The organism is Oscillibacter sp. 1-3 (assembly GCF_000403435.2).
GTDB lineage: Bacteria > Bacillota > Clostridia > Oscillospirales > Oscillospiraceae > Oscillibacter.
The window spans coordinates 372108-388052 of the sequence record NZ_KE159703.1; the positions used below are offsets into that span (position 1 = coordinate 372108).

Consider the following 15945-nt stretch of genomic DNA (forward strand, 5'->3'; position numbering starts at 1 on the left):
GGCTTTGCGCCCCGGCGCTATTGGCCGCAGAAGTCCTCGATCTCCTGAAGAAACGCCTTGCCGTAACGGCCGGCCTTGGCGTCTCCCACGCCGCTGACCGCCCGCAGCTCCGCCGTGGTCCGGGGCTGGACTGCCGCCATTTCCCGCAGCGTCCTGTCGGAGAACACCACGTAGGCCGGAACGCCCTGCCGCCGGGCGATCTGGGCCCGCAGGGCCCGGAGACGGCCGAAGAGCTCCGCCTGGCCGCCCTCCAGCTCCGCGGGGATCTGACGGCGCCCGGCCGCGGCGGGCCGCTCCTCCTCCGCCGTCCGCATATACAGCGCCGGGCCGTTTTGGGCGATGTCCTCCGCCCGCTCTCCCAGCAGCAGCACGGGATACTGCCCCGGCGAGAGGGTCAGAATCCCCTCGTCCAGCAAAAAGCGGATGCGATCCCGCACCGCCTTTTGGGTGAGCTCCCGCAGCGCGCCGTAGCTGGCCTCCCGCTCCATGTGGTATTTCCGCACCCGGTCGGTGTCCGCGCCGCAGAGGGTCTCCGCGATAACGCCCGCACCGAAGTGCTGCCCCGTCTCCGCGATGCATCGGACGATGGCCTGGGCCTCCCGGCCCACCTCCACCTCCTTGAAGTTGTGCAGGCAGTTGTAGCAGGTGCCGCAGTAGTCCGGGGCGTCCTGGCCGAAGTACCGCAGGATGTGCTGGCGGAGACAGTGCCGGGTGCGGCAGAAGCCGGTCATCTGCCGCAGCCGCTGGAGGTCCCGCTCCCGCAGCCGCTCCGCCGCGGCCTCGTCAATGCCCTCCCGGGCCTCTGCGTGGGTGATGAGGTACTCGTTGGTCCGCACGTCCTGGCCGCTGTACAGCAGCACGCAGGTGGAGGGCAGTCCGTCCCGTCCTGCCCGTCCCGCCTCCTGGTAGTAGCTCTCCATGTCCTTGGGCATGTTGTAGTGGACCACATACCGCACGTCGGACTTGTCAATGCCCATGCCGAAGGCGTTGGTGGCCACCATCACCGCCGCCCGGTCATAGAGGAAGTCCTCCTGGCTCTGGCGTCGCTCCTCCGCCTCCAGCCCCGCGTGGTAGCGGGCCGCCGGAATTCCCCGGTCCCGCAGGAACTGGCACACCTCCTCCACCGCCTTGCGGGTGGAGCAGTAGACGATGCCGCACTTGCCGGGGCGGCCCTTCACCAGCTCCAGCAGGGCGGCCTTTTTGTCGGCGGGCTGGCGGACCTCGAAAAACAGGTTCTCCCGGTTGAACCCGGTGGCCGCCCGCAGGGGGTCCCGGAGGGCCAGCAGGCGTTCAATGTCCTCCTTCACCTCCGGCGTGGCGGTGGCGGTGAAGGCCCCCACCACGGGCCGCCGGGGCAGGGAGGCCGCGAAGGCGGGGATATTTAAGTAGGAGGGCCGGAAGTCCTGGCCCCACTGAGAGATGCAGTGGGCCTCGTCCACCGCGATCAGGGAGATGTCCGCCGTCTCCGCGAAGGCGCGGAATCCCTCGGTCTCCAGCCGCTCCGGGGCCGCGTAGATGATCTTGTACCGCCCCGCCCTGGCCCGGTCCAGGGCCAGCAGGTACTGGCGGAAGGTGAGGCTGCTGTTCAGAAACGCCGCCGGGATGCCCATCTGCACCAGGGCCGTCACCTGGTCCCGCATCAGGGACACCAGGGGAGAGATCACAAGTGTGATCCCCGGTAGCAGCAGAGCCGGAATCTGGTAGCAGATCGATTTTCCCGCCCCGGTGGGCATGATGGCCAGGGCGTCCCGCCCGGACAAAAGGGCGTCGATCACCGCCTCCTGCCCGCCCCGGAAGGCGTCGTAGCCGAAATAGGTTTTTAGAGCTTCCTCTTTGGTCATGGCTCGTCCTCTCTTTCTCTCGGGATCATTGTACCACGCTTTTGAAAATTCCGCACGGGGATTTTCCCTCCCCTTGAAAATTTTTCAAACGGTCTCTTGACATTACTACAAGCGTGTAGTATGATGACGTTGTACTACACCGGTGTAGTAAATCGCCGGACCGGAAAAAGGGCCCTTTTTCCGGTCCGGCGAACAGGGAGGTACTGTGTATGAAATTCTTTCAGAGCCTGTCCGAATCCGAGATGGAGATTATGCGCTATGTATGGGACTCCGGCGAGGCCGTGACCACGTCCATCCTGCTGGGGGTCTTCGCCCACAAGGGCTGGAAGGCCCAGACCGTCTCCACCTTCTTGACGCGCCTTGCGGACAAGGGCGCGCTGCGGGTGGAGAAGCGGGGCAAGGCCAACGTCTATTTTTCCGCCCTGACGGAGGCGGAGTACTACGAGCTGGAGGCCCGGCACCTGGTGGACTCCAAGTACCACGGGTCCGTGCTGGACTTTTTGGCGGCATTTTACGGCGGCAAAGGGATCAGCGCCCAGGAGGCCGATGCGTTAAAGCGCTGGTTTGACAAGGAGGCGGGAAAATGATGAACACACTGGCCGGTATGGGCCTTGCGGGCAGTGCCGTGCTGGCGCTGTGGCTGCTGGCCTCCCGGGTCTTGAAAAACCGCCTGCCGGCCCGGTGGCACTACCGTATCTTAAAAACGGGCCTCTTTTTCTTCCTGGTTCCCGTGGGGCGCGTCCTGCCCCTGGCGGGGCGGGCCCTGTCTGCCCTGAGACCGGCTCCGGCGGCCGCCTTGCCCGCCCCGGCGCCGCTTGCGCCCAATATCCCCGTGGCGGTGCTGCCCCAGATCCCCGGGGCGGGGCCCGCCGCCCCCGCGCAGCCGCCGGTTCCCGCGCCGGAGCCCTTTGCCGTGACCGCCGAGACCCTCCGTCTCCTGGCGGTGATCTGGGCCGTGGGCGCCGCCGGGACGCTGGCCTATAAGGCGTATGTCTATCTCCGGCTCCGCCGCCGGGTGTTCCGGCAGAACCGGCCTGTGTCCTCCCGTGAGGCGCAGCTGGTCTTCTGGGCCTGCAAGCGGCAGCTGGGCGTCCGGCGACTGGTGGACCTGCGGGAGAATCCCGGGGCTTCGTCCCCCTTTGCCGCGGGGCTGCTGCGGCCCATGGTGGTGATCCCCGCCGTGTCTCTGGAGCGGGAGGAGATGCGTTATCTCTTCCTCCACGAGCTGACCCATATCAAGTGCGGCGATCTGTGGGTGCGTCTGGCGGCCATGCTGGTCCAGGCGGTCCACTGGTACAATCCCTTTGCGTATCTGCTGTGCCGGAGCGTCCAGACCGTCAGCGAGCAGAGCTGCGACGAGCGCGTGGCCTGCCCCCTGTCGGCGGAGGAGCGGTATGTTTACGGCAATGTCATTTTGAAATTAGCTGCCAATGCGGCGGCGGGGAGCGGCGACTGGGCCGCCTCGCTGTCCACCCATGAGTCCATAGAAAGGAGACTGACCCGTGTGCTGAAAACTGAAAAATTGAAGGGAGGCAGACGCCTGCTGGCCCTGGCGCTGGCAATCGCCATCCTGGCCTGCGGCGGCGGGGCCGCCCTGGCGGCCCGGAATCCCCTGCCGGTGTCCAAGGAGGCCGGGGAGACCCCGCGGACCGTTCCCACCGTCCAGACGGGGGACACGGAAAAGAGCGGCGGAAACGCGCCAGGCGGGACTGCGGCCGCCCCTGTCACAGCCTCTGGGGAGAGGGGGGAAGCGCCGGACATCACCCAAATGAGCAGATCCGCCTCAACCAACGGCACGCCCAGCGAGGCTTTTTTGAAGGAGTTGCGGGCGCACTTTGCCGCTGTCTATCCTGACAGCGGTGTAACGGAGAGTACGCCGGTGCTGTTTGGAGACCATGAGCTGATTCTCAAGCGGGGGGGCACCCTGCTGCCGGACGAGGACTTTAACTCCTACATCGTGAGCCATGGCCCCCTGTATGGGGACGGAGAGGTCAGAATCAGCAAGTGCTTCCTCACAAAGGCTCCGGAGGACCTGGATACGCTGCGGCTTGGAGAGGAGCTGCGGGAGGAGTATCTGGTTGGGAACAAAGAGGCGTATCTTGCCGGCATTTCAACAGCGGGCGCCAATGAGCTGGATCAGCTGGTGAACGGCGAATATCCCAGAAACAGCAGGGGCGAGACCTATGGCTCTTTCGCCGCCGTCCTGGAGAACTACGTAGGCTACGCTCCCGACCTGGAGTGCATCGGCTGTTTCCCTTACAGGAATTCCCCTCTGGGATATATTCGCCGCGCGGATACAACGGCGCTGCTGTTTCTGCCGGAGGAGGAGTGCCCCCACGAGGCCGGCGTGCCGCTCTACAACGCCGAGGGAGAGGTGACCGGCAAGTGGAAGGACATCAAATGCAGCGGGCACCCAGACCCCATCCTCAGGATGAGCGCTGAGGAGGCCAGAGCCGCCCTGGCTGCGGAGGCCGGTTCCGCGCCCACCTACGGCGATCCCAGCGCCAATGTTGTGAACCTGATCCGGGCGGCGTTCAAGGACGAGGGCGCGACCATGGAGACTCCTGTGCTCTTTGGCAGCGCGAAAGTGATTCGCAGCCGGGGAGGGACACTGTATCCGGACAGCGACATCAACGCCTACCAGATGAATGACGACGGCATCCACAAGGTGTTTCTGGACAGGAACGGACGGCTGCAGGACGAGTATCTGGTTGGCAACAGGGATGCGGTTGATCCCCGGGAGATCGGTCTTCTGAGCAGTTTGACCCCGGACGGAGACTACCCCAGAAACAGCAGGGGCGAGAGCTACGGGCACATGAATCTTTATGCCTATGTGGGCTACTGGCCGGACCTGGAGTATCTTGCCGAATATCCCTATGAAGGCCGCCCCGCCGGGTACATCTACAGCCGGGACGACGCAGACTCTCCTCTGAACAGGTACGACCCGAACGCCGCGCAAAAGCCCAGAACGCGGACGGACACCGCCGATTATAAGAGGTGGCGGGCGGAGAATTCCAGCCCCACCGCCGTCCCGCTGTATAATTCTGAGGGGGAGATCATCGGTACATATGACTTTGGAAGGGGAACCAGCGTGGACACCTCCGGCATGGACATCGAGGAGGCGAAGACGGCCCTGGAAAACGCCGCCGCCCCCACCTACGACAATCCCAGCGAGGAGACCCTGGCGAAGATCCGGAAGGCGTGGGACGCTGCAACGGATTGCCCGATTTTGTTTGGAAATAGGGAGCTGATCCTCAGCCGCGGCGGCACCCTGCTGCCGGACGACGATCCCTCCTCTTATGTCGGGGTGGGCAGCGTCTTGTATAAGTGCTTTGTGGGAAAAGATGGAAGCAGATACGAGGAATACTGGGTAGGCAACGTGGACGCTCTTAAAGAGTATAAAAAGAAGGCACTGGGCCAGTTGGTGAACGGCGAGTATCCCCGAAACAGCAAGGGGGAGACCTACGGTCCGGACCCCTTCACCAGCTTTGTGGGTTACTCTCCGAACCTCATTGCCGCCGTGGGTGAGGACAATGTGGAAGGCTACATCCGGGAGCGGGACGAGCCAGGCTATGAATTCCTGCAGACCAACGACTGGAAGAGCTACACTGCCCTGCGGAAGGCCAATCCCGGCCCCCAGCCCATCCCTCTCTATGATTCCGAGGGTGAGGTCATCGGCACCTTCATGTACGGCGGCGGCTACGGCCTCGAGGAGCTGGGGCTTGCCGAGGGCATAAGTATGGAGGAGGCAAAGGCGGCGGTAGCGGCGCTTTTTGAAGCGGAAGATGCGCAGTAAATCCATATTAAAATTAGATGAAGAGGCCCCAGCCTGACGGCTGGGGCCTTTCTATGGCTTTCTTTTGACACCGGCGGAATGCTGCGCATCCGTTAGCGGCTTTGCCGCTTACGGATGCGGCGTGCCCCCTGCGGGTGCTGCGCTGCTTTTGCGCGTGGGAAATATTTCAGGCCGCGCTCTGCGCGGTATTACGGAGGCTTTGCAGGGGCGTTGCCCCTGCACCCCACAAGCTTTTTGAAAAAAGCTTGAGCAAAAACTTTATCCTAAGTAGCTCAGAAGTCTTCCCGTCTCAATAGCCGCCAGCTCCCGCACGCCGTCAAAATCCACATATGGATTATAGACCGCCTCCAGCTTGTCGTGGTTCGCCTTTGCCTCCTTTAGCGCCGCCACGGCTTCCTCCCGCAAAAGGGTCGCCATCCGGGCCTGAAACCGCAGCCGCGTCTTGCCCCCTGTCTCGGTCATGGCGTCCAGCCGGATACGGCGGTAGGGTTTCTTTCCGTAGTCCATTCCGGGCCGGGAGGTGACAAACGCCAGCCCCAGCCCGGGGATCAGCAGATGCTCGATCCGGTTCAGATCCTCCGGCGAGGGGCAGACGACGGTGTCCCAGCCGCCTGCGGCCGCCGCGGCGTGGAGCCGGGCCAGCCCCTCCCCCGCCAGCTCCCAGCTGTCGATGAACTCGTAGACCTTGGGGCACAGGGCGTCCACGCTGTCAAACCGCCAGACATACCCCTTGTGGGTGATGCTGCCCAGAAAGCGGCGGGTGGTCTTCCCCCGCTCCCCGCCCCGGCGGCGCAGCTCCCGGGAGATGATGCCGGAGATCCGGCGCTCCGCCCGCTCCCGGTCAAACCCGGCCCGCACAGAGGCCACGGCGTCCAGCTCCACCTGCCGGGCGGCTTTCAGGCTGTGGTAGGCCCGGACATAGGCGGCCTTGTAGGCGTGTGTGTGGGTCTTGACGGCCTCAGCGTCCGCCTTGGCGGCAGTGAGATCGTAGAAACGCCCCAGATCCACGTACCGGTCCACCGCGGCCGGATATTGGGGCTCGACGACGTGAGGCGACGTACCGTCCACCACCGCGCAGCGGATTTCCGGCAGCACCACGCCGTCCAGGGAGTCCGGGTCTCCGGAGCACCACAGCCGCTCCACAGCCGTGCCCGCCGCCTCCATGGCCCGGGCCACCTCCCGCATAAAGGTGTTCTTTCCCACGCCGGGGCCGCCCTTCAAGACCATGAGATCGTATGTATCCTCAATGTCAACCATCTCCGGGAACAGATTGCGGAACCCCTCGCCGCTGTTTGCCCCCACGAAAAAATCTGTGATCTGCGCCATAAGGATGCCTCCCTTTTGAATTTCACTCTCAGGATATGCGAAAACACTTTGACCTGACAGCGATTTGTGCGAAAAACCCCGCGCCTTAAAAAGGCGCGGGGCGCAGTTTGATGAAAGGCCGCATGGCCCATTCATTATAGGGAGGCACGAAGACCCTTACAGATTCAGCTTGTAATCGCCCTCCTTGATGAGGCCCTTTTTCCGCATGAGCTCCGACACCAGCCAGGCCACGGCGGCGGGAATGACCACCGCCACCAGCACCAGGCCGATCCAGTCCAGAGCGCCGGCGGAGAGGGCGGCCTCCCCCTGGGCCAGGGCGTCCTCAGAGGGGCTCAGCCAGCCGGTGACAACGCCGATGGGGCCCACCAGGCCGCAGGTGCCCATGCCGGAGGAGATGGCCGCGCCGTTCATCTTCATGCGGAAAATACAGGTGGCCACGGGGCCGTTGACAATGGAGGCAATCACAGGCGGCACCCAGAGGACGGGCTTTCTCAGGAGATTCGGCACCTGGAGCATGGAGGTTCCCAGGCCCTGGGAGGTGAGGCCGGCCACGCCGTTCTCCCGATAAGAGGCTACGGCGAAGCCCACCATATGGGCGCAGCACCCGGCCACGGCGGCGCCGCCCGCCAGCCCCACCAGATGAAGGGCGGCGCAGATGGCGGCGGAGCTGATGGGCAGGGTCAAAATTACGCCGATGATGGCGGAGACCAGGATGCCCATCAGGAAGGGCTGCTGGTTGGTGGCCCACATGATGAGGTCCCCCAGCCAGCTGGCGGCGGCGCCGATGGGCGGCGCGATGAGGGAGGCCATCAGCACGCCGGAGAGGATGGTGACGGTGGGGGTGACGATCAGGTCTACCGGGGTGCGCTTGGACACCAGCTTGCCCAGGAAAATGGCGATCAGCGTCACCACGAACACCGCCAGGGGGCCGCCGGTGCCGCCCAGGGAGTTGGCGGCGTAGCCCACCGCCAGGCAGGAGTAGAGTACATAGGGCGGCGCCTTCATGGAGTAGGCGATGGCCCCGCCCATGGCCGCGCCCTGCACGGCGTAGGCGAAGGTCTTGGAGTCCACCAGCAGGGCGAACTCCTGGCCCCAGAGGGTGTAGTTCAGGTCGAGGAGGTACACGCCGACGGTGTTGAAGATGGTGCCGATCAGAAGCGAGGCGAAGAGGCCGTGGGCCATGCCGCCCAGGCCGTCGATAAAGATGCGCTGGGCTGTGAAGGAGATGTTCTGCTCTGTGCAGTATTTCCGAAAGCCCGTCAGTTCCTTTGTGTTGTCCATATGTTGTTCCTCTTTTTTTCTCCCAAAATGCGTATTTTCAGAGTTTTTTCAGCCCTTCCAGGCGGTTCAGGGCCTCCAGCAGGGTCTCGTCCCGCTTGGCGAAGTGGAGGCGGATCAGGTGGTTCACCGGCTCGCGGAAGAAGCTGGAGCCGGGGACAGCCCCCACGCCGATGTCCCGGGCCAGCATCTCGCAGAATTGGAGGTCGCTGTCATAGCCGTACCGGGAGATGTCCAGCAGGACGTAGTAGGCCCCCTCCGGCACGGTGTGGCTGAGGCCCAGGTCGTCCAGACCCTTGAGGAACAGCTCCCGCTTGCGGGTGTACTTGGCCAGAAGCTCATCGTAGTAGTCCTGGCCAAAGCGCAGGCCGGGGATCACCGCCTCCTGGAGAGGGGCGGCCGCACCCACGGTGAGAAAGTCGTGGACCTTCTTGATCCGCTCCGAGATCTCCGCCGGGGCGATGGTGTAGCCCAGCCGCCAGCCGGTGATGGAGTAGGTCTTGGACAGGGAGGAGCAGGAGATGGTCCGCTCCCACATGCCGGGAAGAGCTGCGAAATAGATGTGCCGGTGGGGCGCATAGACGATGTGCTCGTACACCTCGTCGGTGATGACATAGGCGTCGTACTTCGCCGCAAGGGCGGCGATGATCTCCAGCTCCTCCCGGGTGAACACCCGGCCGCAGGGGTTGGAGGGGTTGCACAGCACCAGCGCCTTGGGCCGCCGGCGGAAGGCGTCCTCCAGCGCCTCCGGGTCGAAGCGGAACTCCGGCGGCGTCAGGGGCACGTAGATGGGCTCCGCCCCGGAGAGGATGGTGTCCGCGCCGTAGTTTTCGTAGAAGGGGGAGAAGACGATGACCTTGTCGCCGGGGTTGGCCACGGTCATCATGGCGGCCATCATGGCCTCGGTGCTGCCGCAGGTGACGGTGATCTCGCCGTCGGGGTCGATGGGCCGCCCCATGAAGCGGGACTGCTTTTCCGCCAGGGCCTCCCGGAAGTTCTGGGCGCCCCAGGTGACGGAGTACTGGTGGACGTTCTCCCCGGCGGTCTGGGCCAGCCGGTCCAGAATGGCCTGGGGCGGGTCGAAGTCCGGAAAGCCCTGGGAGAGGTTCACGGCGCCGTACCGGCTGGAAATCCGGGTCATGCGCCGGATCACCGAGTCGGTGAAATGGGCCGTGCGGGTGGAAAGGACCTGCATTTCGGTTTCCTCCTTTTGGTCAGAATCAATTTGACCAGGATATTTTACAGTTCCCGCCCCTTTCCGTCAAGTCCCGAAAGAAGCCGCCGGAGCGGCGCGCTTCCGGAAATGGGGCCTGCAATATTGACGCGGAGGCGGAAAGGGTGTAAAATTCTCAGCAAAACGCACAGAGGCGCACCTCTTTGCGCCTGTATTTTCTGCGGAAGGGCGGGATGGAATTTGAGCGCCCATTTGATTGAGGAGACCCTGCGGTACCTGGGCGCGGCGGACGCGCCGGAGGCGCTGCGGCGGCAGGTGGCCGGGGAGGCGGAGGCGCTGTCCGCCCAGTTTCGGCCCCGGTACGTCTACCGGGTGTGGGATCTGGACGTTCGGGAGGACGGCGTCTGCCTGCGGGGAACCGCTGTGGTACTGCGGGGAAGCGCCGCCTTTCGGATGCTGGAGACCTGCGGGCAGGCGGCGCTGCTGGCCTGCACCCTGGGGGCCCGGTTCGATCTGTCTCTTGCGGCCGTCCAGGCCAGGGACATGTCCCGGGCGGTGATTCTGGACGCCTGCGGCAGCGCCCTGACGGAGCAGGGCTGTGACGAGGCGGAGAGGGAGCTGGCCGCCCGGTTTCCGGAGCGGTATCTCACGGACCGCTTCAGCCCCGGCTACGGGGATCTGCCGCTGGCCTGCCAGGGGGACATCTGCGCCGCCCTGGACGCTTCCAGGCGGCTGGGGCTCACGGTGACGGAGAGCTGCCTGCTGAACCCGGTGAAATCCGTCACTGCCGTCATCGGACTGTCGGACCGGCCCCAGATGGCCCGAATCCGGGGATGCGCATACTGTCAGATGCGGGAGCGCTGCGCGCTCCGCAAGGGAGGAAAACACTGTGGGAACTGATCTCTTTCGTGACAAGATCCTGATTTTGGACGGAGCCATGGGCACGGTGCTTCAGCAGCGGGGCCTGCCCCCCGGCGGACAGCCGGAGCTTTTGAACCTGACGGACCCGGCGCTGCTGGCCTCCGTGTACCAGGAGTACGTGGAGGCCGGCAGCCAGGTGGTCTACGCCAACACCTTCGGGGCCAACGGCTTGAAGCTGGCCCGCTCCGGTCACGCCGTTTCGGAGGTCATCGCCGCCGCCGTCTCCACGGCGAAGGGGGCCGTGGCGGGCAGGGCTCTGACGGCCCTGGACGTGGGCCCTCTGGGGGAGCTGCTGGAGCCCATGGGGAGCCTGACCTTTGAGCGGGCCTATGACCTGTTCCGGGAGGTGATGACCGCCGGCGCGGCGGCGGGGGCGGACCTGGTGGTCATCGAGACCATGACAGACCTCTATGAGGCCAGGGCGGCATTGCTGGCGGCCAAGGAGAACACCGCCCTGCCGGTGCTGGTAACCATGTCCTTTGAGGAGAGCGGCCGCACCTTCACCGGCTGCACCGTGGCCTCCATGGCCCGGACGCTGGAGGGCCTGGGGGCCGACGCCATCGGGCTGAACTGCTCCCTGGGGCCGGACCAGCTGGCGCCGCTGCTGCGGGAGCTGTGCGAGAACACCCGCCTGCCGGTGGCGGCCAAGCCCAACGCGGGCCTGCCGGACCCGGTGGACGGACGCTACGGCATGGGGCCTGAGGAATTCGCCGCCGCTTTGGCGCCGTGTCTTGCGGCGGGGGTCACCATCTTCGGCGGGTGCTGCGGCACCTCTCCGGCGTACATCCGCCGGCTGAAAGCGGCGCTGGAGGGGGCGCGGCCCGCTCCCCGGCGGTATCAGGGGGGGAGCTTTATCTGCACGCCGGTGAGCCCGGTGCGGCTGGACGGCGTGCGGGTCATTGGCGAGCGGGTGAACCCCACCGGCAAAAAGCGCTTTCAGCAGGCCCTGCTGGAGGAGGACCTGGACTATATTCTGGACGTGGCCGCGGCGCAGGAGGAGGCCGGGGCGGACATCCTGGACGTGAACGTGGGCTGTCCCGGGGTGGACGAGACGGCCATGCTGCCCCGGGTGGTGAAGAAGCTCCAGAGCGCGGTGTCGCTGCCGCTGCAGCTGGACTCCTCCGATCCGGACGCCCTGGAGGCGGCACTGCGGGTCTATAACGGCAAGGCGGCGGTGAACTCCGTCAACGGCGAGCCCGAGGCGCTGGCGCGGGTGCTGCCTATTGTAAAAAAGTACGGGGCCTCCGTGGTGGGCCTCACCATGGACCAGGACGGCATCCCCCAGACGGCGGAGAAGCGGGTGGAGATCGCAAAGCGCATTCTGGACGCGGCCCTGGCCTGCGGCATTCCCAGGGAGGATGTGTGGATCGACTGCCTGGCCCTCACCGTCTCGGCGCAGCAGGAGCAGGCGGGGGAGACCCTGAAAGCGGTGCGGACCGTCCGGCGGGAGCTGGGCCTCCAGACGGTGCTGGGGGTGTCCAACATCTCCTTCGGCCTGCCGAACCGCGCTCTGGTCACGCAGAGCTTTCTGACCCAGGCCCTGGCGGCGGGGCTGACGCTCCCCATTGTCAACCCCAACCAGCAGGAGATGCTGGACGCCGTGGCGGCCTTCCGGGTGCTCTCCGGGGAGGACGCCCAGTGCCGGGACTACATCGCCCGCTTTGCCGCCGCCCCGGTCTCCCGTCCCGCCCCGGCCCCCGGCGGGACAGTGCCGCTGGAGGAGGCCGTGGCCCGCGGCCTGCGGGCCGACGCCGCCCGTCTGGCGGGGGAGCTCCTCCAAACGGAGGACGGCATTACCCTGGTGGAACGCCGCCTGATCCCTGCCTTGGACGCCGTGGGGGAGGGCTACGAGCGGGGGACGGTGTTCCTGCCCCAGCTCCTCAGCGCGGCCCAGGCGGCCCAGGCGGTGTTTGAGGCTGTCCGGACCTCCATCGCGGAAAAGGGCGGCGCGCCGGTGAAGAAGGGAAGGCTCATTGTGGCCACGGTCCGGGGGGACATCCACGACATCGGCAAGAACATTGTCAAGACCGTGCTGGAGAACTACGGCTACGAGGTCGTCGACCTGGGCCGGGACGTGCCGCCGGAGACGGTGGCGCAGGCCGCGGCGGACCGGGACGTGGGCCTGGTGGGCCTCTCGGCCCTGATGACCACCACCCTGCCCGCCATGGAGGAGACCGTCCGCCGCCTGCGGGCCCTGGACAACCCGCCGGCGGTCTTTGTGGGCGGCGCAGTGGTAACGCCGGAGTACGCGGAGAGAATCGGCGCGGGCTATGCCAGGGACGCCCGCCAGTCTGTGGAGATCGCCAGGAGGGTGCTGGGATGACGGATATTCGGACATATCTGAAAGCGGGAGAGCCGCTGCTGTTTGACGGGGCCATGGGGACCTGGTTTGCCGCCCTGCCCGGCCGGACGGGGGAGCGCTGCGAGTTGGGAAGCCTGAACTGCCCGGAGGAAATTGAGGCCATCCACCGGGCCTATCTGGAGGCCGGGTGCCGGGCGGTCAAAACCAATACCTTCACGGTGAGCCTGGACCTTGCCCGAGGGGACGGGGAGACGGCGGAGCGGATCGTGGAGGCCTCCTGCCGTCTGGCGCAGGCGTGCGCGGAGCCTTACGGGGCCTATGTCTTCGCCGACATCGGTCCCGCTCCGGAGAGCCGGGAGCTGAGCCGGGCGGAGAACTACTGCCGCCAGGCGGACCTCTTTTTGGACCGGGGCGTCCGGCACTTCCTGCTGGAGACCCTGCCCAGCGACCACGGCCTGCGGCAGCTGGCCCAGCACCTCAAGGCCCGCTGTCCGGAGGCGTATCTCATCACCTCCTTCGCCGTGTCCTTCGACGGCGCCACCCGGGAGGGGGACTTCGGACAGACGCTGCTCCGCCGCGCCGCCGCCCTGGAGGAGATCGACGCCGTGGGCTTCAACTGTGTCTCCGGCCCCCACCACCTGCTGGAGTACATCCGGGGGCTGGACACCGGCGGCGTGACGCTGTCCGTCATGCCCAACGCGGGGTACCCGTCGGTGCTGGGCCGCAGAACGGTGTTCCAGGGAACGCCGGACTACTTTGGCCGGAAGCTGGCGGAGATCGTCCAGGCGGGGGCCTCCATCGTGGGGGGCTGCTGCGGCACCTCCCCCGCCCACATCGCCGAGGCGGCAAAGGCCCTTGCCGCGCCGCGGCGGATTACGGTTTGCGTCCGCTCCGGCGGAGCGCCGGAGCCCCGTCCCGCCGCCTCCGCCAACACCCTGGCGGAAAAGCTGGACGCCGGACGGCGGGTGATCGCGGTGGAGCTGGACCCGCCGGTGGACGACGACATCTCCTTCTTTCTGGAGGGGGTCAGAAAGCTGCGGGACGCGGGGGCGGACGCCGTCACCATCGCCGACTGCCCCATCGGCCGCCCCCGGGCGGACAGCAGCCTGCTGGCCTGCAAGATAAAGCGGGAGCTGGGCGTCGAGCCCCTGCCGCACATGACCTGCCGGGACCGGAACCGCAACGCCGCCAAGGCGCTGCTGCTGGGACTGTCTATGGAGGAGGTCCACAACGTGCTGCTGGTCACCGGGGACCCCATCCCCTCGGAGGACCGGGACGAGGTGAAGAGCGTCTTCAACTTCAACTCCCGGCGGCTGGCCGCCTATGTCTCCGGCCTGAACGAGACCGTTCTGCGGACGCCCTTTCGCATCTTCGGCGCCTTGAATGTCAACGCGAAGAACTTTGACCAGCAGCTGAGGATTGCCCTGGAGAAGGAGGAAAACGGCGTCACCGGCTTTCTGACCCAGCCGGTGCTGTCCCGGGAGGCGCTGGAGAACCTCAAAACCGCCCGGCAGACCCTGCGGGGAAAGATCCTGGGGGGCATCTACCCGGTGGTGAGTCACAAAAACGCCTGCTTTCTCAACAATGAGATCGCCGGAATGCACATCTCGGAGGAGATTGTCTCGCTGTACGAGGGAAAGGGCAGGGAGGAGGCGGAGGACCTGGCAACAGCGGTCTCCGCCCGGATCGCGGGGGAGATCGCCTCCTGCACCGACGGCCTGTACCTGATGACCCCCTTCAAGCGGGTGGCGCTGATGGCGCGCATCCTCCGGGAGATCCAGGGAGCGCATAGGGTTTAGGACCGCCCTTTTCAAAGGGCGGCGGGTCCAGGGCTCTGCCCTGGCAGATCCGGGCGGAGCCCGGAAGAAAGGCGGACGCCTCCCGAAGGGGAGGCGTCCGCCTTGTTTACCGGCTTCCGTATTTCCTTTGAAATACCGCCAGGGCCTTCCGCAGGGGCTTGAACAGCGCCAGGGCTACCACGAAGTTTCCCGCCCCGTGGAACAGGTCCATGGGGATGCCGGCCACCCACCAGCTCACGGCGAAGGCCCACCCGCCGGTAACCCAGTACACCAGGGCGCACAGGGCGCCGAACAGCAGCCCGAAGCACCCGGAGAGGGCCGCCCACACCAGTGGGGACTCCACCCGCCGCAGCAGCCGCGCCGCGGCGAAGAGCACCAGCCACACGTACAGATAGTTGATGTTCCACAGTCCGATGCCCCACACCGCAAACTCCAAAAACACATAGAGATAGACGGCATACAGCCCCCGCCAGCCAAAGCACACGGCCGCCAGCATGACCATCAGGGACACCGGCTCAATGTTTGGCAGCTGGGCCATGGCCATTTTCAGTGCGAAGGTCATGGCGCCCAGCAGGCCGAACAGGGCCAGCTCCGCAGTGGTCAGCCGCCGGTCAGCCGACGGTGTAGAACCACCCATACCGGTCACCGTCGTGGAGAACCACGGAGTCGGCGCCGGTGGCGGCGTCCTCGCCGTTGCAGGTCAGGCGCCACCAGCTCTGATTCTCGGCGTAGTCCACCGTCTCGCCGTCCACGGTCTCCACGAACAAGCCGTAGTCCCCGGCGCTTCCGGAGATCAGCCCCTCCTGCTGTAGGAGCTCGCCCAGGTACTCCAGGTCCGTCCGGTAGGTGAACTCCGCGGTGGAGCCGTCGGCGTGGGAGACCTCCACCGTCACCGTCTTGACGCCCTCCACCGTCTCCGGCAGGCTGGACTGCCATACGCGCCACAGGCCGAAGGCCAGCGCGCAGAACACCGCCGCGGCAATGATTCCATAGAGGTATTTCTTCTTCATCCCGATTCCTCCAGATTCTCTATTTTGCATATCCGCTTGGTTTCAGTATACCATAAATTGGGACATTGTAAAGGTCCGCTTGATTTTCGCGGTCTGGAAACTTTCAAAAAATGGCAAAAAATCTGAGGGGACGCTATTGTCTTTATAGATAAGGTGTGATAGGATATGGTCAGGAGTATACTCCAAGTGCTTTTTGAGTGCGGGAGCGTCCGCCGGTTCAAGGCGGGGATTCCTGCTCCCCGGGGTGGGCTGCGGCGCGCCCCGGACTTTTGACACGGAAAGGAGGGGGAGGCTCTATGGAACACCGGCCGCCGGGAGGGCGGCCCGCCGGCGCTGGCATTGGCGGCGGCGGTGACCTGCACAGATGCAGCGGCAAACCATTGGAAACGATGGGACGCAAAGCTACGGAACTAAGGCGCATGGTGAACGCCCATGGGCGTTCATTCATGGGGAGAAGCCTCCCCATGAATGCGCTATGTCCGCCGGGCTGCGAGCATG

The 15945-nt window shown here is 65.6% G+C and carries 11 protein-coding genes and 1 riboswitch; of the genes, 5 read left to right on the forward strand and 6 right to left on the reverse strand.

From position 1 onward, the window contains the following. Positions 1–17 precede the first annotated feature (17 nt). The gene (gene recQ, locus C816_RS01835) at positions 18–1841 is read right to left on the reverse strand and encodes a DNA helicase RecQ (protein ID WP_016320699.1); all 1824 of its coding nucleotides are present in this window, start codon (positions 1839–1841) and stop codon (positions 18–20) included. A gap of 209 nt (positions 1842–2050) precedes the next feature. Here recQ and C816_RS01840 point away from each other — a divergent pair, with 209 nt between their 5' ends. Together C816_RS01840 and C816_RS01845 are read left to right on the forward strand one after the other, a co-directional pair. Further along, positions 2051–2428, forward strand: a complete 378-nt coding sequence (locus C816_RS01840) for a BlaI/MecI/CopY family transcriptional regulator (RefSeq protein WP_016320700.1) — start codon at positions 2051–2053, stop codon at positions 2426–2428. Beyond that, positions 2425–5637, forward strand: a complete 3213-nt coding sequence (locus C816_RS01845; RefSeq protein WP_016320701.1) for a M56 family metallopeptidase — start codon at positions 2425–2427, stop codon at positions 5635–5637. Before C816_RS01840 ends, C816_RS01845 begins: the two co-directional genes overlap by 4 nt. Before the next feature lie 258 nt (positions 5638–5895). Here C816_RS01845 and C816_RS01850 read toward each other — a convergent pair whose 3' ends face one another. The 3 genes from C816_RS01850 to C816_RS01860 form a co-directional block, all read right to left on the reverse strand. Next, positions 5896–6963, reverse strand: a complete 1068-nt coding sequence (locus tag C816_RS01850; protein ID WP_016320702.1) for a hypothetical protein — start codon at positions 6961–6963, stop codon at positions 5896–5898. A 156-nt stretch (positions 6964–7119) separates the two neighbouring features. Continuing rightward, on the reverse strand, positions 7120–8244 hold the full coding sequence (locus tag C816_RS01855; protein WP_016320703.1) for a PTS sugar transporter subunit IIC: 1125 nt from the start codon (positions 8242–8244) through the stop codon (positions 7120–7122). A gap of 37 nt (positions 8245–8281) precedes the next feature. After that, on the reverse strand, positions 8282–9436 hold the full coding sequence (locus C816_RS01860) for a pyridoxal phosphate-dependent aminotransferase (protein WP_016320704.1): 1155 nt from the start codon (positions 9434–9436) through the stop codon (positions 8282–8284). Positions 9437–9655: 219 nt separating this feature from the next. Between C816_RS01860 and C816_RS01865 the strand changes: the two genes are divergently transcribed. The 3 genes from C816_RS01865 to C816_RS01875 are packed head-to-tail and all read left to right on the forward strand — an operon-like array spanning position 9656 to position 14437. Beyond that, entirely contained in the window at positions 9656–10315 is a 660-nt protein-coding gene (locus C816_RS01865) for a vitamin B12 dependent-methionine synthase activation domain-containing protein (RefSeq protein WP_016320705.1), read from the forward strand. Then, positions 10305–12659 carry a homocysteine S-methyltransferase family protein gene (locus C816_RS01870; protein ID WP_016320706.1) on the forward strand — a complete coding sequence of 785 codons (2355 nt, stop codon included), beginning with the start codon at positions 10305–10307 and terminating at the stop codon, positions 12657–12659. Before C816_RS01865 ends, C816_RS01870 begins: the two co-directional genes overlap by 11 nt. Then, the gene (locus tag C816_RS01875) at positions 12656–14437 is read left to right on the forward strand and encodes a bifunctional homocysteine S-methyltransferase/methylenetetrahydrofolate reductase (protein WP_016320707.1); all 1782 of its coding nucleotides are present in this window, start codon (positions 12656–12658) and stop codon (positions 14435–14437) included. Before C816_RS01870 ends, C816_RS01875 begins: the two co-directional genes overlap by 4 nt. A gap of 106 nt (positions 14438–14543) precedes the next feature. Here C816_RS01875 and C816_RS01880 read toward each other — a convergent pair whose 3' ends face one another. Continuing rightward, the gene (locus tag C816_RS01880; protein ID WP_016320708.1) at positions 14544–15074 is read right to left on the reverse strand and encodes a hypothetical protein; all 531 of its coding nucleotides are present in this window, start codon (positions 15072–15074) and stop codon (positions 14544–14546) included. Next, complete coding sequence (locus C816_RS01885) at positions 15049–15447, reverse strand: DUF4430 domain-containing protein (protein WP_016320709.1); 399 nt, start codon at positions 15445–15447, stop codon at positions 15049–15051. Before C816_RS01885 ends, C816_RS01880 begins: the two co-directional genes overlap by 26 nt. A 361-nt stretch (positions 15448–15808) precedes the next feature. After that, positions 15809–15942: riboswitch (cyclic di-GMP riboswitch) on the forward strand. Positions 15943–15945: the final 3 nt, after the last annotated feature.

What these genes read in the sequence shown, in the direction of transcription:
- recQ (WP_016320699.1), bottom strand. Translation starts at nt 1,841, where the DNA reads ATGACCAAAGAGGAAGCTCTAAAAACCTATTTCGGCTACGACGCCTTC.
- C816_RS01840 (WP_016320700.1), top strand. Translation starts at nt 2,051, where the DNA reads ATGAAATTCTTTCAGAGCCTGTCCGAATCCGAGATGGAGATTATGCGC.
- C816_RS01845 (WP_016320701.1), top strand. Translation starts at nt 2,425, where the DNA reads ATGATGAACACACTGGCCGGTATGGGCCTTGCGGGCAGTGCCGTGCTG.
- C816_RS01850 (WP_016320702.1), bottom strand. Translation starts at nt 6,963, where the DNA reads ATGGCGCAGATCACAGATTTTTTCGTGGGGGCAAACAGCGGCGAGGGG.
- C816_RS01855 (WP_016320703.1), bottom strand. Translation starts at nt 8,244, where the DNA reads ATGGACAACACAAAGGAACTGACGGGCTTTCGGAAATACTGCACAGAG.
- C816_RS01860 (WP_016320704.1), bottom strand. Translation starts at nt 9,436, where the DNA reads ATGCAGGTCCTTTCCACCCGCACGGCCCATTTCACCGACTCGGTGATC.
- C816_RS01875 (WP_016320707.1), top strand. Translation starts at nt 12,656, where the DNA reads ATGACGGATATTCGGACATATCTGAAAGCGGGAGAGCCGCTGCTGTTT.
- C816_RS01880 (WP_016320708.1), bottom strand. Translation starts at nt 15,074, where the DNA reads ATGGGTGGTTCTACACCGTCGGCTGACCGGCGGCTGACCACTGCGGAG.
- C816_RS01885 (WP_016320709.1), bottom strand. Translation starts at nt 15,447, where the DNA reads ATGAAGAAGAAATACCTCTATGGAATCATTGCCGCGGCGGTGTTCTGC.